Genomic DNA, 17,029 nt, shown 5'->3' on the forward strand with positions numbered 1-17,029 from the left:
ACGATAAGGAAATTAGACATGGCAGATATTGATAAAGGTCTCATTGGAAGCGTGATCGCGGCCCTTCCCCTGGACAAGATGATCGCCGGCCCGCTGATGGCAATGATCCAGGCGCAAGTCGCCGCGAGCAAAGCCTATGCGGACTTCCTCATGGGCGTGTGCATCCAGGACGGCAAGGCCGTTTCGGTGCAGTTCGACTACGACGAAACCCTGGTCGATGAGCAAGGCGTCTACAAGGGCACGGTCAGCAAGACCATGCGCATTCCACTGCTGGCCGCCATCAGCCACCCCAACATCGCCATCCAAGATGGGAGCATCGAGTTTGATCTGACCATCACTCAATCAGCTCAGGACTCCAGCACTACCAGTGCGTCCGGCAGCTTCAGCTCCTCACTGGGATGGGGCCCGTTCAGCGTTTCCGTGAAGGGTTCCGCCAGCCACAAATCAACACAGACCCGTAAGACCGATACCCGTGCACGTTACGAAATCAAAACCAAGATCGCGCGCCTGGAGCCACCGGAAGCCCTGATGCGCGTCATCGACTTTCTCACCGATGCCGCCACCAAACCGGTCACCTTGCCGAACGCCACCGCCAGCAGCCTAACGGAACTGCCAAAAGCCGGCGTGCTGCCTTTGCCTGACAGCAAATCCGACGCCAAACCAGAAACGAAACCCGAAACCAAACCGGCAGGCAAAACCGACTAACCCAACCCGCCCCGCCTCACGGCGGGGCAACCCACTCGACCTGAAAGGAATCCACCATGGCATTTTTCTCACGCCCCAAGGAACCCATGTCGGCCAGTGACTTGAGCCACATCACCCGCGGGTTGCACCAGGCAGCAGCGGCCACGCACAACCTGATCGCCCAGCAGTACATCGCCTTGTTCGACCAATTCTTCGATTACAACGTTGAAGACCTGGGCACACCGATGAAGGCCAAGATGGTCGATATCGCCCTGACAGAGGGCCATACCATCACCGTGCCGCTGATCGCGCTGGTGGCCCCCAAGGGGTTGGCCCTGCACAAAATGGACGTAGACCTGTCGGTAAAAATGCACAGCACCGAAGTGCAAAAGGCCAGCCACGATCTGGAAAACGGCGACCTGCACAGCGAGAAGTTTTTCGTGACCTTTGGCACCACCAAGCGCGAAGGCCAGGAGCGTGATCCCGATGAAGTGCAGATCCGCATCGAATTCAAGGCCTGCGAGCCACCGGAGGCGATCAATCGCATCATCGAGGAATACACCAACTTGATCAGCCCACTGGCCCGCGCCCCCGTCAAACCGCCCACTGCCGAACCGGAGCCGTCAGACTTCGCGCCCTGACAGCAACCCTGAGGGCTTATTTGCCCGTCTTGTACCGGTCGAAATTGTTGATGTGATCATCCAGATTATCCTCAAGCATCATCCGGTACTGATCGCAGAAATACTTCAACATCGCCTCCCGTGCCTCGGCCATTTCCGCGCCGGACTTGAAGTTGCGCGCACTGGCCCAGGCATTGAAGCGGGTGGTGCCAAACATCATCGAGGCGCTGACCTGGCCGAGGTTTTCCTCTGCCTTGAGCTGCGCGTTGGACAGTTCGATATGCGCGTCTGCGCGGTCATAAAAAGCTTGGTCGGTGGCGTCTGCCATAGCGGGAATCCTTGTTGATTAACGGTCTGTCAGGCCAGCAGCGCGGTGATCCAGCGGGCCTGTTGGGCGATCTCTTGCAGCGTCGCCTCGGGTACTGCCTGGCGGGCCTGTTCAAGGCTGGCCAGGGTCTTCTGTTTCTGGCGCAGCATGCGTTGCCATTTGGCCAAAAATGCCGGGCTGCGCGCCTGCATTTGCAGCGGGCCAAAGTACAGTTGCTCGGCACTGTACTGCACCGGCTCGCTGCGCTCGGCAACGATGATTTCGTAGTAGAAGCGGTTTTCGTGCAGCAGCTCTTCGGCAAGGATGGCGTAGCCGTTGTCCATCAGCCACTGGCGCAGCGGTTGCTCGCCGCCGTTGGGTTGCAGGATCAGGCGCTCGTGGCCGCTGAGGTGGGCCTTGCCGCTGTCGAGGATGTCGCGGATGGTCTCGCCGCCCATGCCGCACATGCTGATGGCGCTGATGCGGTCTTGCGCTTCGATGGCCGCCAGGCCGTTGGCCAGGCGCACCGTGACGTGCTGCTCCAGGCCGTTGTCACGCACCGTGCGTTGGGCGGCATGAAACGGCGTAGTCGCTACTTCGCCGGCCACCGCCGCGCTGATCGCGCCACGGCGCAGCAAGGCCACTGGCAAGTAGCCGTGGTCGGAACCGATATCGGCCAGGCGCGCGCCCAGGGGCACGTTCGCCGCCACGCGCTCCAGGCGCGCGGATAAAGTGTGTTCGTTCAACTGCCCTACTCTCCCGAAAAACGATCGCGACTATTGGTCAAGTGCAGCACCATCGCGGCGCGTGCAGCGTCTGGGTCCTGGCGCTTGATCGCGTTGAAGATCGCCTCATGCTCCAGGTGTGCCAGTTGCCCCAATTGGGCGAAGTCCGCGCCACCGCGTTCGGCGGCTTTGACCTGCGTGCGCGGAATCATCGCATTGCCCAGGTGCAGCATGATTTCGCTGAAGAAGGTGTTGCCGGTGGCTTCGGCGATCAACTGGTGGAAGCGTTTGTCTGCTTCCACGCAGCTGTCGTTGTTGGCCAGGGAGGCCTGGTAGTCGCCCAGCACCTCGCGCATGCGCGCCAGTTGCGCGTCGCTGCGGCGTTGGGCGGCGAGCGCCACGGCCTGCACCTCCAGGCCCAGGCGCAACTCCAGCATGTTGCGCACGCTGGCGAGTGTGTCCACATGCAGACGCAGCCCGGATTGCGCTTGCGGCGCCAGTACAAAGGTGCCGATGCCGTGACGCGTCTCCACCAACCCCGACGCTTGCAACTTGGACAGCGCCTCGCGCACAACCGTGCGGCTGACGCCATGCTCGGCAACGATGGTGGATTCGGACGGCAGTTTTTCACCGGGCTGCAACTGCCCGAGCAGGATGCGCTGGGTCAGCGCTTCAACCACACCTTGGGCGAGGTTGCTGGAGCGTTTGCGCACGGGAGGCGCGCTTTCTATGGGCATCGTTACGGGTCCACGGGGTTGGGCTGGAAGGGAGCTTAACACCCTGCCCAGCAGGGACGCTGTGTTGATTGAAAAAGCGCCCAACTTGTATGACAACCAACCTTAAAGCCATCCACACCGGCTTTCATACCTAAGGTCCACCGACGGTGCGCCCGCCTGCTAAAACCCGATAAAACCCTAATAAAAACAGGATAAATAACCAAAACAAGCGCTCCTACCCTGGCCTTATAAGAACAAAATAGCCCACCACCGCATTGCAGATCGCAGAAATCAACTTGTATGATGTCTATCAACGAAACACGCAAACCCGCATAAAAATAATCAGGGGGAGTTTTGAATTGTGAACAATTCAAACCATGCATCTGCCACACCCGAAAATGATTCCACCCTCACGCGCGCCGTGAGCAAAGTGAAGGGCCATGTGCTCCCACTGTTCGTGATCATGTTCATCCTCAACTACATCGACCGGGTCAATATCGGCTTTGTGCGCACGCACATGGAACACGACCTGGGCATCGGCGCGGCGGCGTACGGCTTCGGTGCCGGGCTGTTCTTCATTGGCTACGCGCTCTTCGAAGTCCCCTCCAACATGTTGCTGCAAAAGGTCGGCGCACGGATCTGGCTGACCCGCATCATGTTCACCTGGGGCATCGTCGCCACGCTGATGGCGTTCATCCAGAACGAAACCCACTTCTACATCCTGCGCTTCCTGCTGGGCGTAGCCGAAGCGGGTTTCTTCCCTGGCGTGATCTACTACTTCACCCGCTGGCTGCCCGCTGCCGAGCGCGGCAAGGCCATCGCGATTTTCCTCAGTGGCTCGGCGGTTGCGTCGCTGATTTCCGGGCCGTTGTCGGGCGCACTGTTGCAGATCGAAGGCTTCGGTTTCCACGGTTGGCAGTGGATGTTCGCCATCGAAGGCCTGGCGTCAGTGGCGCTGGGGTTCTTTGTGTGGTTCTGGCTGGATTCCAAGCCCCACGACGCCACATGGATGACCCGCGAGGAACAGGACGCGCTGGTCGGCGCCATCGACCGCGAACAGCGCGAGCGTGAAGCGCTGACGACGATCAAACCAACCATCGGCAAGCTGCTCAAGGATCGCCAGATCCTGCTGTTCTGCGCCCTGTACTTCTGCATCCAACTGACGATCTACGCCGCCACCTTCTGGCTGCCGAGCATCATCAAGAAGATGGGCGACCTGAGTGATGTGCAGGTGGGTTTCTTCAACTCGATCCCGTGGCTGATCTCGATCATCGCCATGTACGCCTTCGCGTCGCTGTCGAGCAAGTTCAAGTTCCAGCAGGCCTGGGTCGCGGCGGCGTTGTTGATTGCGGCGGCAGGCATGTTCATGTCCACCACCGGCGGGCCGGTGTTTGCCTTTGTGGCGATCTGCTTTGCGGCCATCGGCTTCAAGTCGGCGTCGTCGCTGTTCTGGCCGATCCCCCAGGGCTACCTGGATGTGCGCATCGCGGCGGCGGTGATCGCGCTGATCAACTCCATCGGCAACCTGGGCGGCTTTGTCGCGCCGACCACCTTTGGCTTCCTGGAACAAACCACCGGCTCGATCCAGGGCGGCCTCTACGGCCTGGCCGGCACCTCGGTGCTTGCCGCGATCCTGGTGTTTTTTGCCAAGACTTCGCCCGCTGCCGTGCTGGCGGCACCAAGCGCCGTGCCCACGGGCGCTGCCATCAGCAAACCTCTCTGAGTCTGAATAGGAACCTGCCATGAACACGCCTGTCGTCACACACTTTCAAGTCATTCCCGTCGCCGGCCACGACAGCATGCTGCTCAATCTCAGCGGCGCCCACGGCCCGTATTTCACGCGCAATATCGTCATCCTCAAGGACAGCAGCGGCCACACCGGCGTCGGCGAAGTGCCCGGCGGCGAACGCATCCGCGAAACCCTGGAAGACGCCCGCAGCCTGGTGATCGGCCAGCCCATCGGCCAGTACCAGCGCATCCTCAACCAGATGCGCAGCACCTTTGCCTCGCGGGACTCGGCCGGGCGCGGCCTGCAGACCTTTGACCTGCGCATCACCATTCATGCCGTCACCGCCATGGAGGCGGCGCTGCTTGACCTGCTGGGGCAGTTCCTGGAAGTGCCCGTGGCCGCCTTGCTCGGCGAAGGGCAGCAGCGCGGTGCAGTAAAAATGCTCGGCTATCTGTTCTACGTCGGCGACCGCAACGCCACCGACCTGGCCTACCGCAACGAAGCCGACGCCGATGATGATTGGTTCCGCCTGCGCCACGAGAAGGCACTCACCGCCGACGCGGTGGTGCGCCTGGCCGAAGCCGCCAAGGCCAAGTACGGCTTCAACGACTTCAAACTCAAAGGCGGCGTGTTGAGCGGCGACGCCGAAATCGAAGCCGTCACCGCCCTGGCCGAGCGCTTCCCCGATGCGCGCATCACCCTCGACCCGAACGGCGCGTGGTCATTGAAAGAAGCCATCCGCCTGTGCCGCGACCAGCACCACGTGCTCGCCTACGCCGAAGACCCGTGCGGTGCGGAAAATGGCTACTCCGGCCGCGAAGTCATGGCCGAATTCCGCCGCGCCACCGGCCTGAAAACCGCCACCAACATGATCGCCACCGACTGGCGCGAGATGGGCCACGCGATCCAGTTGCAATCGGTGGACATCCCACTGGCCGACCCGCACTTCTGGACGATGCAGGGCTCGGTACGTGTCGCGCAGATGTGCCATGAGTGGGGCCTGACGTGGGGCTCGCACTCCAACAACCACTTCGATATTTCCCTGGCGATGTTCACCCAGGTCGCCGCCGCTGCGCCGGGCGATATCACGGCCATCGACACCCACTGGATCTGGCAGGACGGCCAGCGCCTGACCCGGGAACCGCTGAAAATCGAAGGCGGCTATGTGAAGGTGCCGAGCAAGCCCGGGCTGGGGGTGGACATCGACATGGACGCCGTGGCCAGGGCCCATGAGCTGTACAAAGGCATGGGCCTGGGTGCGCGGGATGACAGCGTGGCGATGCAGTTTTTGATTGCGGGATGGACGTTCAACAACAAGCAGCCGTGTCTGGTGCGGTAACCCCCCCTGAGAACACCGCTGCACCCTGTGGGAGCTGGCTTGTGTGGGAGCTGGCTTGCCTGCGATGCAGACACCTCGGTCCACCAGCAATACAGAGGCGATGCTATCGCAGGCAAGCCAGCTCCCACAGTTGATCTTCGTATGATCACACCCTCGCTTTGCGTAGAATGCGACGCCTCATCATATGGACCGTCTCAACCCAGGAGGGGTAACGCATGCAACCCGACACCACGATCAAGCGCTTGACGCTCAAGGACCAACTGCGCACCGAGCCTTCCAAGGCCTGGGCGCCGGTAGAACAAGCCCTCGCTTATCTTGCGCTGATGACCCCCATCCTGTTGTTGGCCGAGTACTTTGGCATCACCGACACGTTCAAGATGAACCTGCTCGTTGGCGGCGCCCTAGGTGCAGTCATAGGCTCGACGTTCAACTTCTTCAGCAGCATGGCACTGTCCCAATGGACCCTGCCCGGCCAGGTCGATCCAGAGGCCGTGCGCAGCGCCATGCTCACCCTGAAATACGTCGAAAGACAGCCGGGTGTGTACCAGCCGAAAAGGCCGCTGTTCAGCCTGTTTCATCGTTACCAGTCCGAGCGCATCACCCTGCAAGTCATGGGCGGCGACACGCTCATCAACGGCCCCTACAAGCAGTTGAAACAGCTCTCGGCATTGGCCCTCGATGGCGCACAAACCCCAGCATCCGATCACACGCCGCCCACAGTGCAAGGCTGATGGGTTGTCGAAGATCAACGGCGCTCAGGACATGAAATTTCGCATCAGCTTGAACAGATTGCCGGGCTTGAGCCAGCGCGTGCCTGGCGCGTCACGGCGGTCCGCGCTGAAGTCCATGACGGTATGCTTGGGCGACTCGCGACCAAGAGTCGGTGGCGCCTGATCGTCAGGGCGGGCGGCTGGCTCGATCAGCCGGCCGGTGGTTTTGTCCAGCACATAGCCGGCGGCTTTGCCTTTTTCGGTAAGCGTCCAAACGCCGTCGACGTTCGTCACATGCGCTTCGAAAGGGGGGAGCTTCACGTTCCTGTGGGTGGTAACCACAACATTGTCGTTGATGCTGATTGACTTGTAGGACGCAAATTTGCTGTCGAGTGAGACTTGTGCGGCGCCTTCTGCGGAAAACTTGATCACCATCTGCTCTAGGAAAGCCAGGTCACTGGTATTTTTCAACGCCCCGTAACCAGGATCGAGAAAGTGCCGCAGAAAGCCCTGGTCGATAAGCGTGCTGCTGATCGCCGAGCCGTTCAAGATGCGTGAAGCGGTGGCTGCATCCTCTGCCTGGAAGTCTACCGTAACCATGTACCCCTCCAGGTCGTACCCCTTGCCGTTATTGGCATTCAGGAGCTGGCGGCCATCGTTGTGATGTCGATAGTCACCCAGCAAACCGGCCACGTTATCGACATTGCGCAAATCTGCACCTTGCGCCTGCGCATACGCGTACATTTGCGACAGCAATTCACGATCATCTCGGGTGAGAAAATCATAAGCACTTTGACTCATGTTGAGCATGGTCATTGGAGCCTTGGCAACTGGGGGCTCGATGCCGAGAAACAAGCGGGAGATCATGATCTCCCGTCCACTGGTAGATACATCGGCAGTATTTGCAGTGCCAGACGCGGCTGAAGCTTGCAGCTCTTTCCACGCGGCGCGCCGCTCGTTGATGGTAAAGGAGCCCCCCTCGTCGCGGGCAATCAGATTCAGTTGGTCGCGCGCGAGGCCTTTGAACGGATTGCTATCAGCACCGCCGATGAAGCCGGTAGCTTGCCGAGCCCGGGCTAGAAGCTCTGCCCCCTCGGAATCAGATTGTGCTTTGTTGGCGAGATAGGCTTCTGCGGCAAGTGTGTCGCGGGCTTCCTTATGAGTGTCGCGGGCTTCAGCCCGTTCTGCCGCCTCGCTAAGTTGGCGGGCCAGCGTTGACAAAGTGCTGACCGTACCCGTGTCTCCCTCGGTGTTTGAGGCATTGCTTTCAGCGTCCATAGGCAGAGGCGTGCGGGCAGCACTAGAGGGAACGCTTGCCAAGCGACTGTCCGCTAGAGAAAACCGCGTAACAATAGTATTCATAAATACCCCCCATGCCCCATACATACACACGAGAATTTAAAATGATCAACTAATAGCTATAGTGATAAGTCACCGAGTCCGTACCGGCTGGATAAGCAAGTCGTGCACCACCATCCTTTACATGATGTTTTATTGTGACCGATGCGCCACTACCGAACGGCAGATCATCGAAATCATGCAACGTACCCGACATACTCGGCCAGATCGGCCTGCAATTGTTTTCCAGGCCCTGGAAGGGACGGAAATAGCAAAGTTCTACTTTCTCATCGAGCGTTTGAGGGTAGGAGGTTGTGCGCCACTCGATACCCCGCAACTTCATTGAGCGTCCGGCTGTCGCATCCGGAAAATCCGTATTGCGCAGACCAAAAAAAGATAAGCCCGTACCACCAATTGATATTACGGCAATAACATCCGGCGCATCGGTCTTAGTGATCGTCGCGTCCACCGCATAAACTGCACCATTGAAGGACCACAACGCAGCCACTAGAAAACCAAGCCGGTACTTGCACGGAGAAACCATTAGCCTCTTCATGATTATCACCTTAGCGTCAGGAGTTAATACACAAGAATCAAATCAATCAAACTGTAAGAACTACGCCACCACTCTTGCACGAATTAACAACCCCCAACACCCACCCACTTCCTAAAATAACGAACGACAACTCCGTCATACTTAAAAGTAGGATCACGCCAGAAACCTCCTAGTCCCCTGCCCCCTCTACCAAAACCGCCGATTTCCAGTCATGATCCGCGCCTCACTTTCAAGGACGATAACAACAGTGAAAAACGCCCTTTGCGCCTTGCTCTTGATTGGCCTCGCCACACCCGCACTCGCCGACAACGCCCCCATCGGTTTCCAGAACATCACCCTCCCCGACGCGCAGAACAACCGCCCGTTGCAGATGGTCGTCTGGTACCCCGCCAACACCAAAGCCACACCGGAATTGATCCGCGACGATGCCGTGTTCTACGGCGCCCTCGCCGTACCCGACGCGCCGCCTGCCAGCGGCAAACATCCGCTGGTGGTGATGTCCCATGGCAACGGCGGCAACTGGGGCAACCAGCTGTGGCTGGCCAGTGCGCTGGCCCACAAGGGCTACATCGTCGCGGCGGTCAACCACCCCGGCACCACCAGCAAAGACCGCAGCCCTGAAGCCGCCGCGCAATTGTGGCAACGGCCCAAGGACCTGAGCCGCGCCATCGATGCAGTGCTCGCGCAACCGCAGCGGTTTGGTGCAGTCGCCCCGCAGCGGATTGCCGCCATCGGGCACTCCCTCGGTGGCTGGACCGTGCTGGAGATCGCCGGCGCGCGCTTCGACCCCGCGCTGTTCGCCAAGGATTGCGCGGCCCACGTGCAACTGTCTGGCTGCATCGCCTATCAAAAGATGAACCCCGACAGCACCCAGATGGCCACCGATTTGCGCGACAAGCGTGTCACCGCCGTGGTGTCCCTGGACCTGGGCCTGTCACGCGGCATGACCGACGCCAGCCTCGCCGCACTGCCGGTGCCGGTACTGGTGCTGGCGGCCGCGGCGAACGGGCCGGACCTGCCCGCTGAATTGGAGTCTGCGGACCTGGCCAAGCGCCTGCCCAAGGCATCGACGCAGTACTTGAAGATCGACGACGCCACCCACTTCAGCTTCATGGCGATCTGCAAGCCCACGGGCGAGGCGCTGATCGAAGAAAGCTCGCCCGGTGACGGGATGATTTGTCACGACGCCCAGGGAGCGCGGCCACGGGAAGTGATCCAGCAGCAGGTTCTAGGGTTGATCACCGACTTCCTCGCACGACCTGCTGGCAAGTAACCACGGAGCGGCTTGATCGGCAGGAGGAACCATGGACAAGACCAACGCCACGCCCTTCGCCTACCAAGCCGTCTACCGCTACCTCGTCGAGTTGATCGAGACCGCCCCGGCGCAAGGCGGGCATAAGCTGCCATCCCTGCGCCAACTGGCCCAACGCCTGGGAGTGTCGGTCTCGACCACCAAGTACGCCTATGCGTTGCTCGAAGATGAGGGACGCATCTGCGCCAAGCCCAAGCAGGGTTACTTCACGCGGTTGCTGCCAGCGGTTGCCGCGAATCAAGGCTTGCCCAGCCTGCTTGACCAGGTGTTCGCCAGCGCCCGCCAGCCGGGCATGCTGGCCCTGAGCAGTGACGCGCCGGCCATGTTGCTGTCGCTGGAAAATCCGTTGCTGATGATCGAGCGCGAACGGGCTCGCCACTACCCGCGCTCACCCAGCCCGCTCTTCCTGCCGTTCGGTGAAGCCGAATTACGCGCGGCACTGGCCGAGCGCTATACCCGCTCCACAGACGACTACTGGCAGGCGGATCAGGTGTACATCGGCGCGGACCTGCACAGTGTGCTGGCGTTGTCGCTGCGCGCGCTGAACCTGGAGGGCAGTGTGGCGTTGGTGGAATCGCCCTGCTCGTGGGCGATCCTGCGCCAGTTGCAGGCGGCCCAAATCCGCGTGATCGAGGTGCCGCTCGACGCTGACGGGCGCTTTGACCTCGGCGCACTGGATGACCTGCTCAACCATGAACCCATCCGCCTGGCCGTGCTCTCCTCGACGGTGAACACACCCCACGGCAGCGTGACGCCGGCCGAGGACAAGCAACAGATCTGTCACTGGCTGGCGCAACGGGCGATCTGGCTGTTCGAAAACGATACGTACGGCGAGCTGTACTTCACCGCGCAACCGGCCCGCTACCGCGACTTTGCCGACCCACAGAAGCTGCTGGTGTTCTCCAGCTTCGACAAGATCATCGGCGCGGAAGCCCCCTACGGTTACGTGCTGTGTCGCGGGTATGCGCCGCAGTTGCAGCAGCAGTTCCGGGAGCGGGCATTCCGCCTCTCGCCGAGCCGCCAGAAAGCCATCGCCAAACTGTTCAGCACCCGGCGTTTCGACCTGCATCTACAGGCCCTGCGCACCCTGCTGATGGAGCACATGACGCGCCTGCGCAACCTGCTGGATGAACACGGCGCGGGCCAGTTCCATGTGATTGCGCCGCAAGGTGGCGCGTGTTTCTGGTTGGAGGCCACGCATCCGGTCGACATGCGCCACATGTTCGAACGCCTGCTGGCCCAGCACATCGTCATCGCCCCGGGGGAACTGTTCAGCCAACACGGCGCCTGGAAACATCACCTGCGCCTGAGCTTCACCCTCGACTGGAGCAAGGATATTGCCCGCGCCGTGCAGCACCTGTCCCAGGCCATCCGTCATAGCCCATAACAATGCCGCGCCTCGGGGAAACGACCATGGCGCACGTCGTCGGCATAGCGCGCGCAGGCATCGCGGATCACCGCGCCCACATCGGCGTACTGCTTGACGAAGCGCGGCACCTGCTCACCGCCCAGGCCCAGCAGATCTTCCGTGACCAGCACCTGACCGTCGCAAGCGGGTGAAGCGCCAATGCCAATGGTGGGCATTTTCGAGTCCCGGGTGATCTGCCTGGCCACGCCTTCGGCCACCCCTTCCAGCAGCAGGCTGAAGGCCCCGGCCTGCAGATTTGCGCGCGCATCCTCGGCAATCATCGCAGCGGTTTCGGCCGTGAGGCCCTGGGCCTTGAAGCCGCCCATCACGTTGACGAACTGCGGCATCAACCCCACATGGGCCATCACCGGAATGCCGCGTGCCACCAGAAACTCCACGGTGCCCGCCAACGCCTGGTTGGCCTCCAGCTTGACCGCATCGCACCCCGTGCGCGCCAAGACCTGGGCGCAATTGCGAAAGGCTTGCTCGTTGGATTCCTGGTAACTGCCGAACGGCATGTCGGCGATGACACAGGCCAGGCGCGTGCTATCGACCACGGCACGGGTGTGGCCGATGATTTCTTCGAGCTGCATGCTCAGGGTCGATGGCCGGCCGTAACCGACCATGGCCGTGGAGTCGCCGATCAGGATGAAGTCCACCAGCGGGTCGATCAGCGTGGCGACCGCGCTGGAATAGGCGGTCAAGGACACGATTTTCTGCTGGCCCTTCATCGCTACCAGTTGCGGGACGGTCATGCGTTTGGTGCGGGTGTGGATGCTCATCGATGTCTTCCGTTAGCGCTTGAGATTCAGGCGTTGCGGGGCCCGATTATTGGCGAAACCAGAGGCGATTCAATGCACAGATCGGCGCTAAAAACCGACCCAGGGAAACGGCCACGGTTTTTTTAGCTGGTATCATTCGCGCCTTCACCCGCCGGATAAAACCCCATGAATCGTCAGAAAAAACTGCAACAACTGTTCAAGGCCAAAGCCAAGAAAGCCAGCGCCAAACTGGCGCCCAAATCCAAGGACAAATACATCAGCAAGGCCGACCGCCTGAAGCTGGCTGAAGAAGCTGCCCCGGCAGCGGAACAGGAGTGACCCAAGCCGCTCGGAACCGCGCCTTGTTATAGGGGGGTGGGGTATGCCATGATCGCCTCCATCATAGGTAGGGGGGGTATATCCATGGGCCACGTATCGGCAAACAAAGACAGCCTGATCAAGCGGGTAAAACGTATCGCCGGGCAGATCCAGGCCCTTGAACGCGAGCTGGAAGCAGACGCCGACTGCGCCAAGACCCTGCACCTGGTCGCCGCCACACGTGGCGCGATCAACGGCCTGATGGAAGAAATCATCGAAGACCACGCCAGGGCCCACGTGGCCGACCCGGCCCTCTCCGAGGAAGCCCGCAGCAAGGGCGTCGAAGAGCTGCTTGAAGCCATTCGGCGCTACTCCAAATGAGCCTCGCCAACAGCCATGCCCACGCCCATGTGTTCCTCGGCGCCTCCCACGATGAAAATGCCCGGCGCACCCTGTGGGTCGTGCTGCTGACCGTGGTGATGATGGTTGTGGAAATCGCCGCCGGCGCCATCACCGGTTCCATGGCTCTGCTCGCCGACGGTTTTCACATGGCCACCCACGCCGGCGCCTTGGGCATCGCCGCCGCCGCTTACGCCTATGCCAAACGGCACGCGAACAGCCCGCGCTACAGCTTCGGCACGGGCAAGGTCGGCGATCTCGGCGGCTTTGCCTCGGCGCTGATCCTGGCGCTGGTGTCGCTGGGGATTGGCGTGGAGTCGGTGATGCGCCTGCTCGACCCTGCCGAGGTGCAATTCGGCACCGCCACCCTGATCGCGGTGGTGGGCCTGGTGGTCAATATCGTCAGTGCGCTGCTCCTGGGCCACGGCCATAGCCACGCACATGACCACGACCATCACCATGGCCACGACAACAACCTGCGCTCTGCCTACGTGCACGTGATCGCCGACGCCCTGACCTCCGTGCTCGCCATTGCCGCATTGCTGGCCGGGCGTTACCTGGGCTGGGTGTGGCTGGACCCGGTGATGGGCATTGTCGGCGCCATCGTCATTGCGCGCTGGGCCTGGAGCCTGATGGGTGTGACTGCTGGCGTGCTGCTGGACCGCACCGACGAGCACGTCGCCGCCGAGATCCGCGAATTGGTTGAGCAGCCTGGCGATGCGCGGATCACCGACTTGCACGTCTGGCGCGTAGGGCCTGACGCCCATGCGGCGATTGTCAGCGTGGTGGGCGGTGCGACGACGGATGCCGAGGGCATTCGCGAACGCCTCAAGCCGGTTCACGAAGTGAGCCATCTCACCGTCGAGTTTCGCGCCGTGTAACAACGGCCACTTATTCCAACCCCTGGTGAAACCTTGGCTAAAGATATCGAGAACCCCTGCATCTCCACCTGTCAGCTCAGCGGCGATCTCTGCGTCAGCTGCGGGCGCAGCAAGGACGACATCCGTAAATGGAAAAAGATGAAACGCCCGGAGAAAATGGCCGCCGTGCAACGGGCGACCCAGCGTTTGAAGGCGCTGAAAAAGGCCAAGTAGCTGTCAGGTACGTCCTACCGAACCCGACACCGGAAGGTTGCCGAGCAACTTGAGCCCGGTGCTTTTCACAAAGGTGTCGTAGTCCATCGGCTTCTGGATGCGGGTTTCGGCGTTGGGCAGCACGTAGGCCCAGGCACGCTTGGACGAGGCGTCGTAGACCAACTTGAACAGGCGCGTCGGCACCCACACCTGGTTGTCGCCGATGGTGCTGTAGCCGGCGTCGAACAGCGGGCCGGTGAACACATACACGTCGCCACCGGCACGCACGGCAAACTTGCGCACATCCGCCTCGACCTTGCTCCAGATCTTGCGGTTGTTGGTGGGGTCTTGCGGCACCATGTTCGACAACGCAAAGGACTGCGCCATGGCATTCGCGCTAGGCGCGTCGGCGGCTGGGGATTGGTGGCCACGGTCCACGGCCGGGTGCTGGCTGCGGTAGTCGCTCAACTCGGCGCGGCCACGTTTGGGAATGCGCGGGTCGGCGTAGAACTGGTTGGTGCGCTCCTCGCCCTTGGCGTCTTTCAATTGCGCGGCATTCAGCCGCTCGACCACCACCAGCGGAGTCTTGCTGGTTTGCGAATAGAGCACTGCAAAGTGATCGGAGCACAGCGCCAGGGGTTTCATGGCGGCAGGCACCGTGGCGGTGTTGATCGGCTTTGCGGCGGGAAACAGCTCGGTGCAACTGTCGAATGACAGCTGTTTTTGTTGCTTGGTGTAGAGGTCTGACTGACTGCGGGCATTAACCCCGGTAGAAAGCAAAACAAGGGCTGACAGCCCAACGGCAATTTTGCGTAGGTACATGCGTTAAGTCTTCAAAAGAGTGTCAAGCGACAGGCTCCGGCCAGCGGAGCCAAGTGGATGATATTGCAGGGATTACTGACTACAAGATGTCAGATTAGTGCCCGACCGCTGCAGGTTTTCCCGCACCCCGCGCGCCCGGCTTGAATCCATGGCTGCGAGCGCCCCAGGCCAGCGCAAATGACAGCGCGATCAGTAGCAGCATCGCCCACGGAAACGACGTCGCGCCCCAGGTCTCCAGCAACACCCCGCCTGCCACGCCGCTGGCGGCAATCGCGCTGTTCCACGCCACCACATTCAGCGACAGCGCGACGTCAGCGCCCTCTCCCGCCGCATCGGCCAGGGCGGTTTGCAACAGGGTCGCGGCACCGCCGAAGCTCAGGCCCCACACGGCGACGCCGAGGTAAATCACCTGGGGCAGGTTTCCGAGCAGACCCAAGAGCACGCTGACCGCTGCAAACGTCGCCAGGCTGGTCAGCACCGTGTTGCGCAACAACGGCTCGACCAACCGGGCCGTCAGCCAAATCCCCGCCAACGCGGCCACCCCGAACACCAGCAGCACCCCATCCACCCGCTCCGCCAGCCCTGCTTGCGCCACAAACGGGGCGATGTAGGTGTACAGAATGTTGTGCGCCAGCATCCAACTGATCACCACCGCCAGCACCGGCCGCACGCCCGGCGTGGTCAGCACCTGGCCCAGTGACACACGCTGATGCGCGGCCTGCGGGGGATAGTCCGGGACCTTCACCAGCACCCAGACGATCAGCCCCAACGTCAGCGCCGACATCAATCCGAACGTGGTGCGCCAGCCCATCAGCCCACCCAGCCACGTGCCCAGCGGTACGCCTAGCGACAGCGCGATCGGCGTGCCGACCATCGCCAGTGCCAGCGCCCTGCCCTGCTGATGCAGCGCGACCATGCGCCGGGCATAACCGGCCAACAGGCTCCAGGCCAATCCTGCCGCGACACCGGCAAAGAAACGCGCCACCAGGGTCACGCCATAGTGGGACGACAGCGCCGTAACGGAGTTGAACAGCAAGAAGCCAACAATGGTCAGCAACAGCACATTCCGCCGACGCCAACCACGGGTCGCAATGGTCATGGGGATCACCGCGAGCACCGAGCCCAACGCATACGCGGTGACCATCTGCCCGGCCATCGCCGGAGAAATCGCCAGACCCTCGCTGATCAAGGGCAGCAGGCCTGCGGGCAAGGTTTCGGTGACGATGCAGATGAAACCGGTCATCGCCAAGGCGAGCAAGGCACCGATGGGCAGGCGTTCGGATGACGCGGATAGACTGAGTGAGGGGGTCACGGGCAACTCCTTTGAGGGACTTAAATACTGATCGATACAAATGTTGCAGGCGCTGACCGCACGTTGTCAACGACTTATGTATCGACTAGTATTTATCTCGCTTCCCCACTGGAGACCGCAAATGGCACAAATGGGCCGCCCCCGTAACTTCGACCGCGACCACGCCGTGGAACAGGCCATGCACCTGTTCTGGCAACACGGCTACGACGCCACTTCCCTCGCCCAGCTCAAGGCGGGCCTGGGTGGCGGCATCTCCGCGCCGAGTTTTTACGCCGCGTTCGGCTCCAAGGAAGCCCTCTTCGACGAATGCGTGCAGCGCTACCTGGCGACCTACGCCCAAGTTACCGAGTGCCTGTGGGACGAAACCCTGCTGCCGCGCCAAGCCATCGAGACCGCCCTGCGCCAGTCGGCGCGTATGCAGTGTGAAGACGGGCATCCCAAGGGCTGTATGGTGGCGCTTGGCGTCATGAGTGCACCGAGCCCCGACAATGCACGCGTGGCGCAGGCGCTGACGCAATCGCGCATGCGTACGCGCGCCGGGATCGTGGCGAACGTAGAGCGCGCGATCCGCAGCAGGCAGTTGCCACCGCAGACTCAGGCCGTGGTGATGGCGACGGTGTTTGACAGCTTTTTGCAGGGCGTTTCGATCCTCGCGCGCGACGACGTGCCCCATGCCGTCATTGACGCGGCGATTACCCAACTGCTGGTGACGTGGGACGTTGCAGCCTCGGTTGTGGCGCCGCACATCGAGCGGTGCTGATGACCTGAAAATAGGCCCGCACCGCCAAACAGACGCCTCCAACACACTGGCAGACGGTAAAAAATCAGCAGGCCCTTTGCCACCTCTATATAGTAACGCTTCGCATTAAGCGGATTACCCAAGGAGCGCGCGCCCTCATA

At 61.5% G+C, this 17,029-nt stretch carries 20 protein-coding genes; 12 read left to right on the forward strand and 8 right to left on the reverse strand.

Going from position 1 to position 17,029, the window contains the following annotated elements:
- Positions 1-18: 18 nt before the first annotated feature.
- Positions 19-705, forward strand: coding sequence for a DUF2589 domain-containing protein (locus tag PSH87_RS18995; protein WP_305430668.1), 687 nt, complete (start codon positions 19-21; stop codon positions 703-705).
- Between the two features lie 56 nt (positions 706-761).
- A complete protein-coding gene (locus PSH87_RS19000) occupies positions 762-1,325 on the forward strand; it encodes a DUF2589 domain-containing protein (RefSeq protein ID WP_305430669.1) in 564 nt (187 codons plus the stop codon).
- A 16-nt stretch (positions 1,326-1,341) separates the two neighbouring features.
- Here the strand turns inward: PSH87_RS19000 and PSH87_RS19005 are convergent, their stop codons facing one another.
- The 3 genes from PSH87_RS19005 to PSH87_RS19015 are packed head-to-tail and all read right to left on the reverse strand — an operon-like array spanning position 1,342 to position 3,073.
- The gene (locus PSH87_RS19005) at positions 1,342-1,632 is read right to left on the reverse strand and encodes a DUF3144 domain-containing protein (RefSeq protein ID WP_017734994.1); all 291 of its coding nucleotides are present in this window, start codon (positions 1,630-1,632) and stop codon (positions 1,342-1,344) included.
- Between the two features lie 29 nt (positions 1,633-1,661).
- Complete coding sequence (locus PSH87_RS19010; protein ID WP_305430671.1) at positions 1,662-2,357, reverse strand: tRNA (adenine(22)-N(1))-methyltransferase TrmK; 696 nt, start codon at positions 2,355-2,357, stop codon at positions 1,662-1,664.
- Between the two features lie 5 nt (positions 2,358-2,362).
- Complete coding sequence (locus PSH87_RS19015) at positions 2,363-3,073, reverse strand: FadR/GntR family transcriptional regulator (RefSeq protein WP_305430672.1); 711 nt, start codon at positions 3,071-3,073, stop codon at positions 2,363-2,365.
- A gap of 340 nt (positions 3,074-3,413) precedes the next feature.
- Between PSH87_RS19015 and PSH87_RS19020 the strand changes: the two genes are divergently transcribed.
- From PSH87_RS19020 to PSH87_RS19030, 3 genes are all read left to right on the forward strand, one after another.
- Positions 3,414-4,775, forward strand: coding sequence for an MFS transporter (locus tag PSH87_RS19020; RefSeq protein ID WP_305430673.1), 1,362 nt, complete (start codon positions 3,414-3,416; stop codon positions 4,773-4,775).
- Positions 4,776-4,794: 19 nt separating this feature from the next.
- Positions 4,795-6,120 (forward strand): glucarate dehydratase, encoded by a 1,326-nt coding sequence (gudD, locus tag PSH87_RS19025; RefSeq protein ID WP_305430675.1) that lies wholly within the window; start codon positions 4,795-4,797, stop codon positions 6,118-6,120.
- Positions 6,121-6,335: 215 nt separating this feature from the next.
- Positions 6,336-6,851 (forward strand): hypothetical protein, encoded by a 516-nt coding sequence (locus tag PSH87_RS19030; RefSeq protein WP_305430676.1) that lies wholly within the window; start codon positions 6,336-6,338, stop codon positions 6,849-6,851.
- Between the two features lie 24 nt (positions 6,852-6,875).
- On the opposite strand, the gene PSH87_RS19035 is transcribed toward PSH87_RS19030, so the two are convergent.
- Both PSH87_RS19035 and PSH87_RS19040 read right to left on the reverse strand, forming a co-directional pair.
- Positions 6,876-8,192, reverse strand: coding sequence for a hypothetical protein (locus PSH87_RS19035; protein ID WP_305430677.1), 1,317 nt, complete (start codon positions 8,190-8,192; stop codon positions 6,876-6,878).
- A 49-nt stretch (positions 8,193-8,241) separates the two neighbouring features.
- Positions 8,242-8,724 (reverse strand): hypothetical protein, encoded by a 483-nt coding sequence (locus PSH87_RS19040; protein ID WP_305430678.1) that lies wholly within the window; start codon positions 8,722-8,724, stop codon positions 8,242-8,244.
- Between the two features lie 247 nt (positions 8,725-8,971).
- Between PSH87_RS19040 and PSH87_RS19045 the strand changes: the two genes are divergently transcribed.
- Both PSH87_RS19045 and PSH87_RS19050 read left to right on the forward strand, forming a co-directional pair.
- A complete protein-coding gene (locus PSH87_RS19045) occupies positions 8,972-9,997 on the forward strand; it encodes an alpha/beta fold hydrolase (RefSeq protein WP_305430679.1) in 1,026 nt (341 codons plus the stop codon).
- Between the two features lie 31 nt (positions 9,998-10,028).
- Positions 10,029-11,423, forward strand: coding sequence for a PLP-dependent aminotransferase family protein (locus PSH87_RS19050; RefSeq protein ID WP_305430681.1), 1,395 nt, complete (start codon positions 10,029-10,031; stop codon positions 11,421-11,423).
- On the opposite strand, the gene panB is transcribed toward PSH87_RS19050, so the two are convergent.
- Positions 11,411-12,226 carry a 3-methyl-2-oxobutanoate hydroxymethyltransferase gene (gene panB, locus PSH87_RS19055; RefSeq protein WP_305430682.1) on the reverse strand — a complete coding sequence of 272 codons (816 nt, stop codon included), beginning with the start codon at positions 12,224-12,226 and terminating at the stop codon, positions 11,411-11,413. The genes PSH87_RS19050 and panB overlap by 13 nt on opposite strands.
- A 165-nt stretch (positions 12,227-12,391) precedes the next feature.
- On the opposite strand from panB, the gene PSH87_RS19060 reads away from it, so the two are divergent.
- The 4 genes from PSH87_RS19060 (at position 12,392) to PSH87_RS19075 (ending at position 14,016) form a co-directional block, all read left to right on the forward strand.
- On the forward strand, positions 12,392-12,544 hold the full coding sequence (locus PSH87_RS19060; RefSeq protein WP_017735389.1) for a DUF2986 domain-containing protein: 153 nt from the start codon (positions 12,392-12,394) through the stop codon (positions 12,542-12,544).
- Between the two features lie 84 nt (positions 12,545-12,628).
- Complete coding sequence (locus PSH87_RS19065) at positions 12,629-12,904, forward strand: metal/formaldehyde-sensitive transcriptional repressor (protein WP_017735390.1); 276 nt, start codon at positions 12,629-12,631, stop codon at positions 12,902-12,904.
- Positions 12,901-13,803, forward strand: a complete 903-nt coding sequence (gene dmeF, locus PSH87_RS19070; protein ID WP_305430683.1) for a CDF family Co(II)/Ni(II) efflux transporter DmeF — start codon at positions 12,901-12,903, stop codon at positions 13,801-13,803. Before PSH87_RS19065 ends, dmeF begins: the two co-directional genes overlap by 4 nt.
- Before the next feature lie 33 nt (positions 13,804-13,836).
- Positions 13,837-14,016: a DUF1289 domain-containing protein gene (locus PSH87_RS19075; RefSeq protein ID WP_017735392.1), complete on the forward strand. Its 180-nt coding sequence runs from the start codon at positions 13,837-13,839 to the stop codon at positions 14,014-14,016.
- A gap of 3 nt (positions 14,017-14,019) precedes the next feature.
- Here PSH87_RS19075 and PSH87_RS19080 read toward each other — a convergent pair whose 3' ends face one another.
- Entirely contained in the window at positions 14,020-14,817 is a 798-nt protein-coding gene (locus PSH87_RS19080; RefSeq protein ID WP_017735393.1) for a DNA/RNA non-specific endonuclease, read from the reverse strand.
- Positions 14,818-14,911: 94 nt separating this feature from the next.
- On the reverse strand, positions 14,912-16,129 hold the full coding sequence (locus PSH87_RS19085; RefSeq protein ID WP_305430685.1) for an MFS transporter: 1,218 nt from the start codon (positions 16,127-16,129) through the stop codon (positions 14,912-14,914).
- 121 nt (positions 16,130-16,250) lie between these two features.
- Between PSH87_RS19085 and PSH87_RS19090 the strand changes: the two genes are divergently transcribed.
- A complete protein-coding gene (locus PSH87_RS19090) occupies positions 16,251-16,889 on the forward strand; it encodes a TetR/AcrR family transcriptional regulator (RefSeq protein ID WP_305430686.1) in 639 nt (212 codons plus the stop codon).
- Positions 16,890-17,029: the final 140 nt, after the last annotated feature.

This window comes from Pseudomonas sp. FP453 (genome assembly GCF_030687495.1).
Lineage (GTDB): Bacteria > Pseudomonadota > Gammaproteobacteria > Pseudomonadales > Pseudomonadaceae > Aquipseudomonas.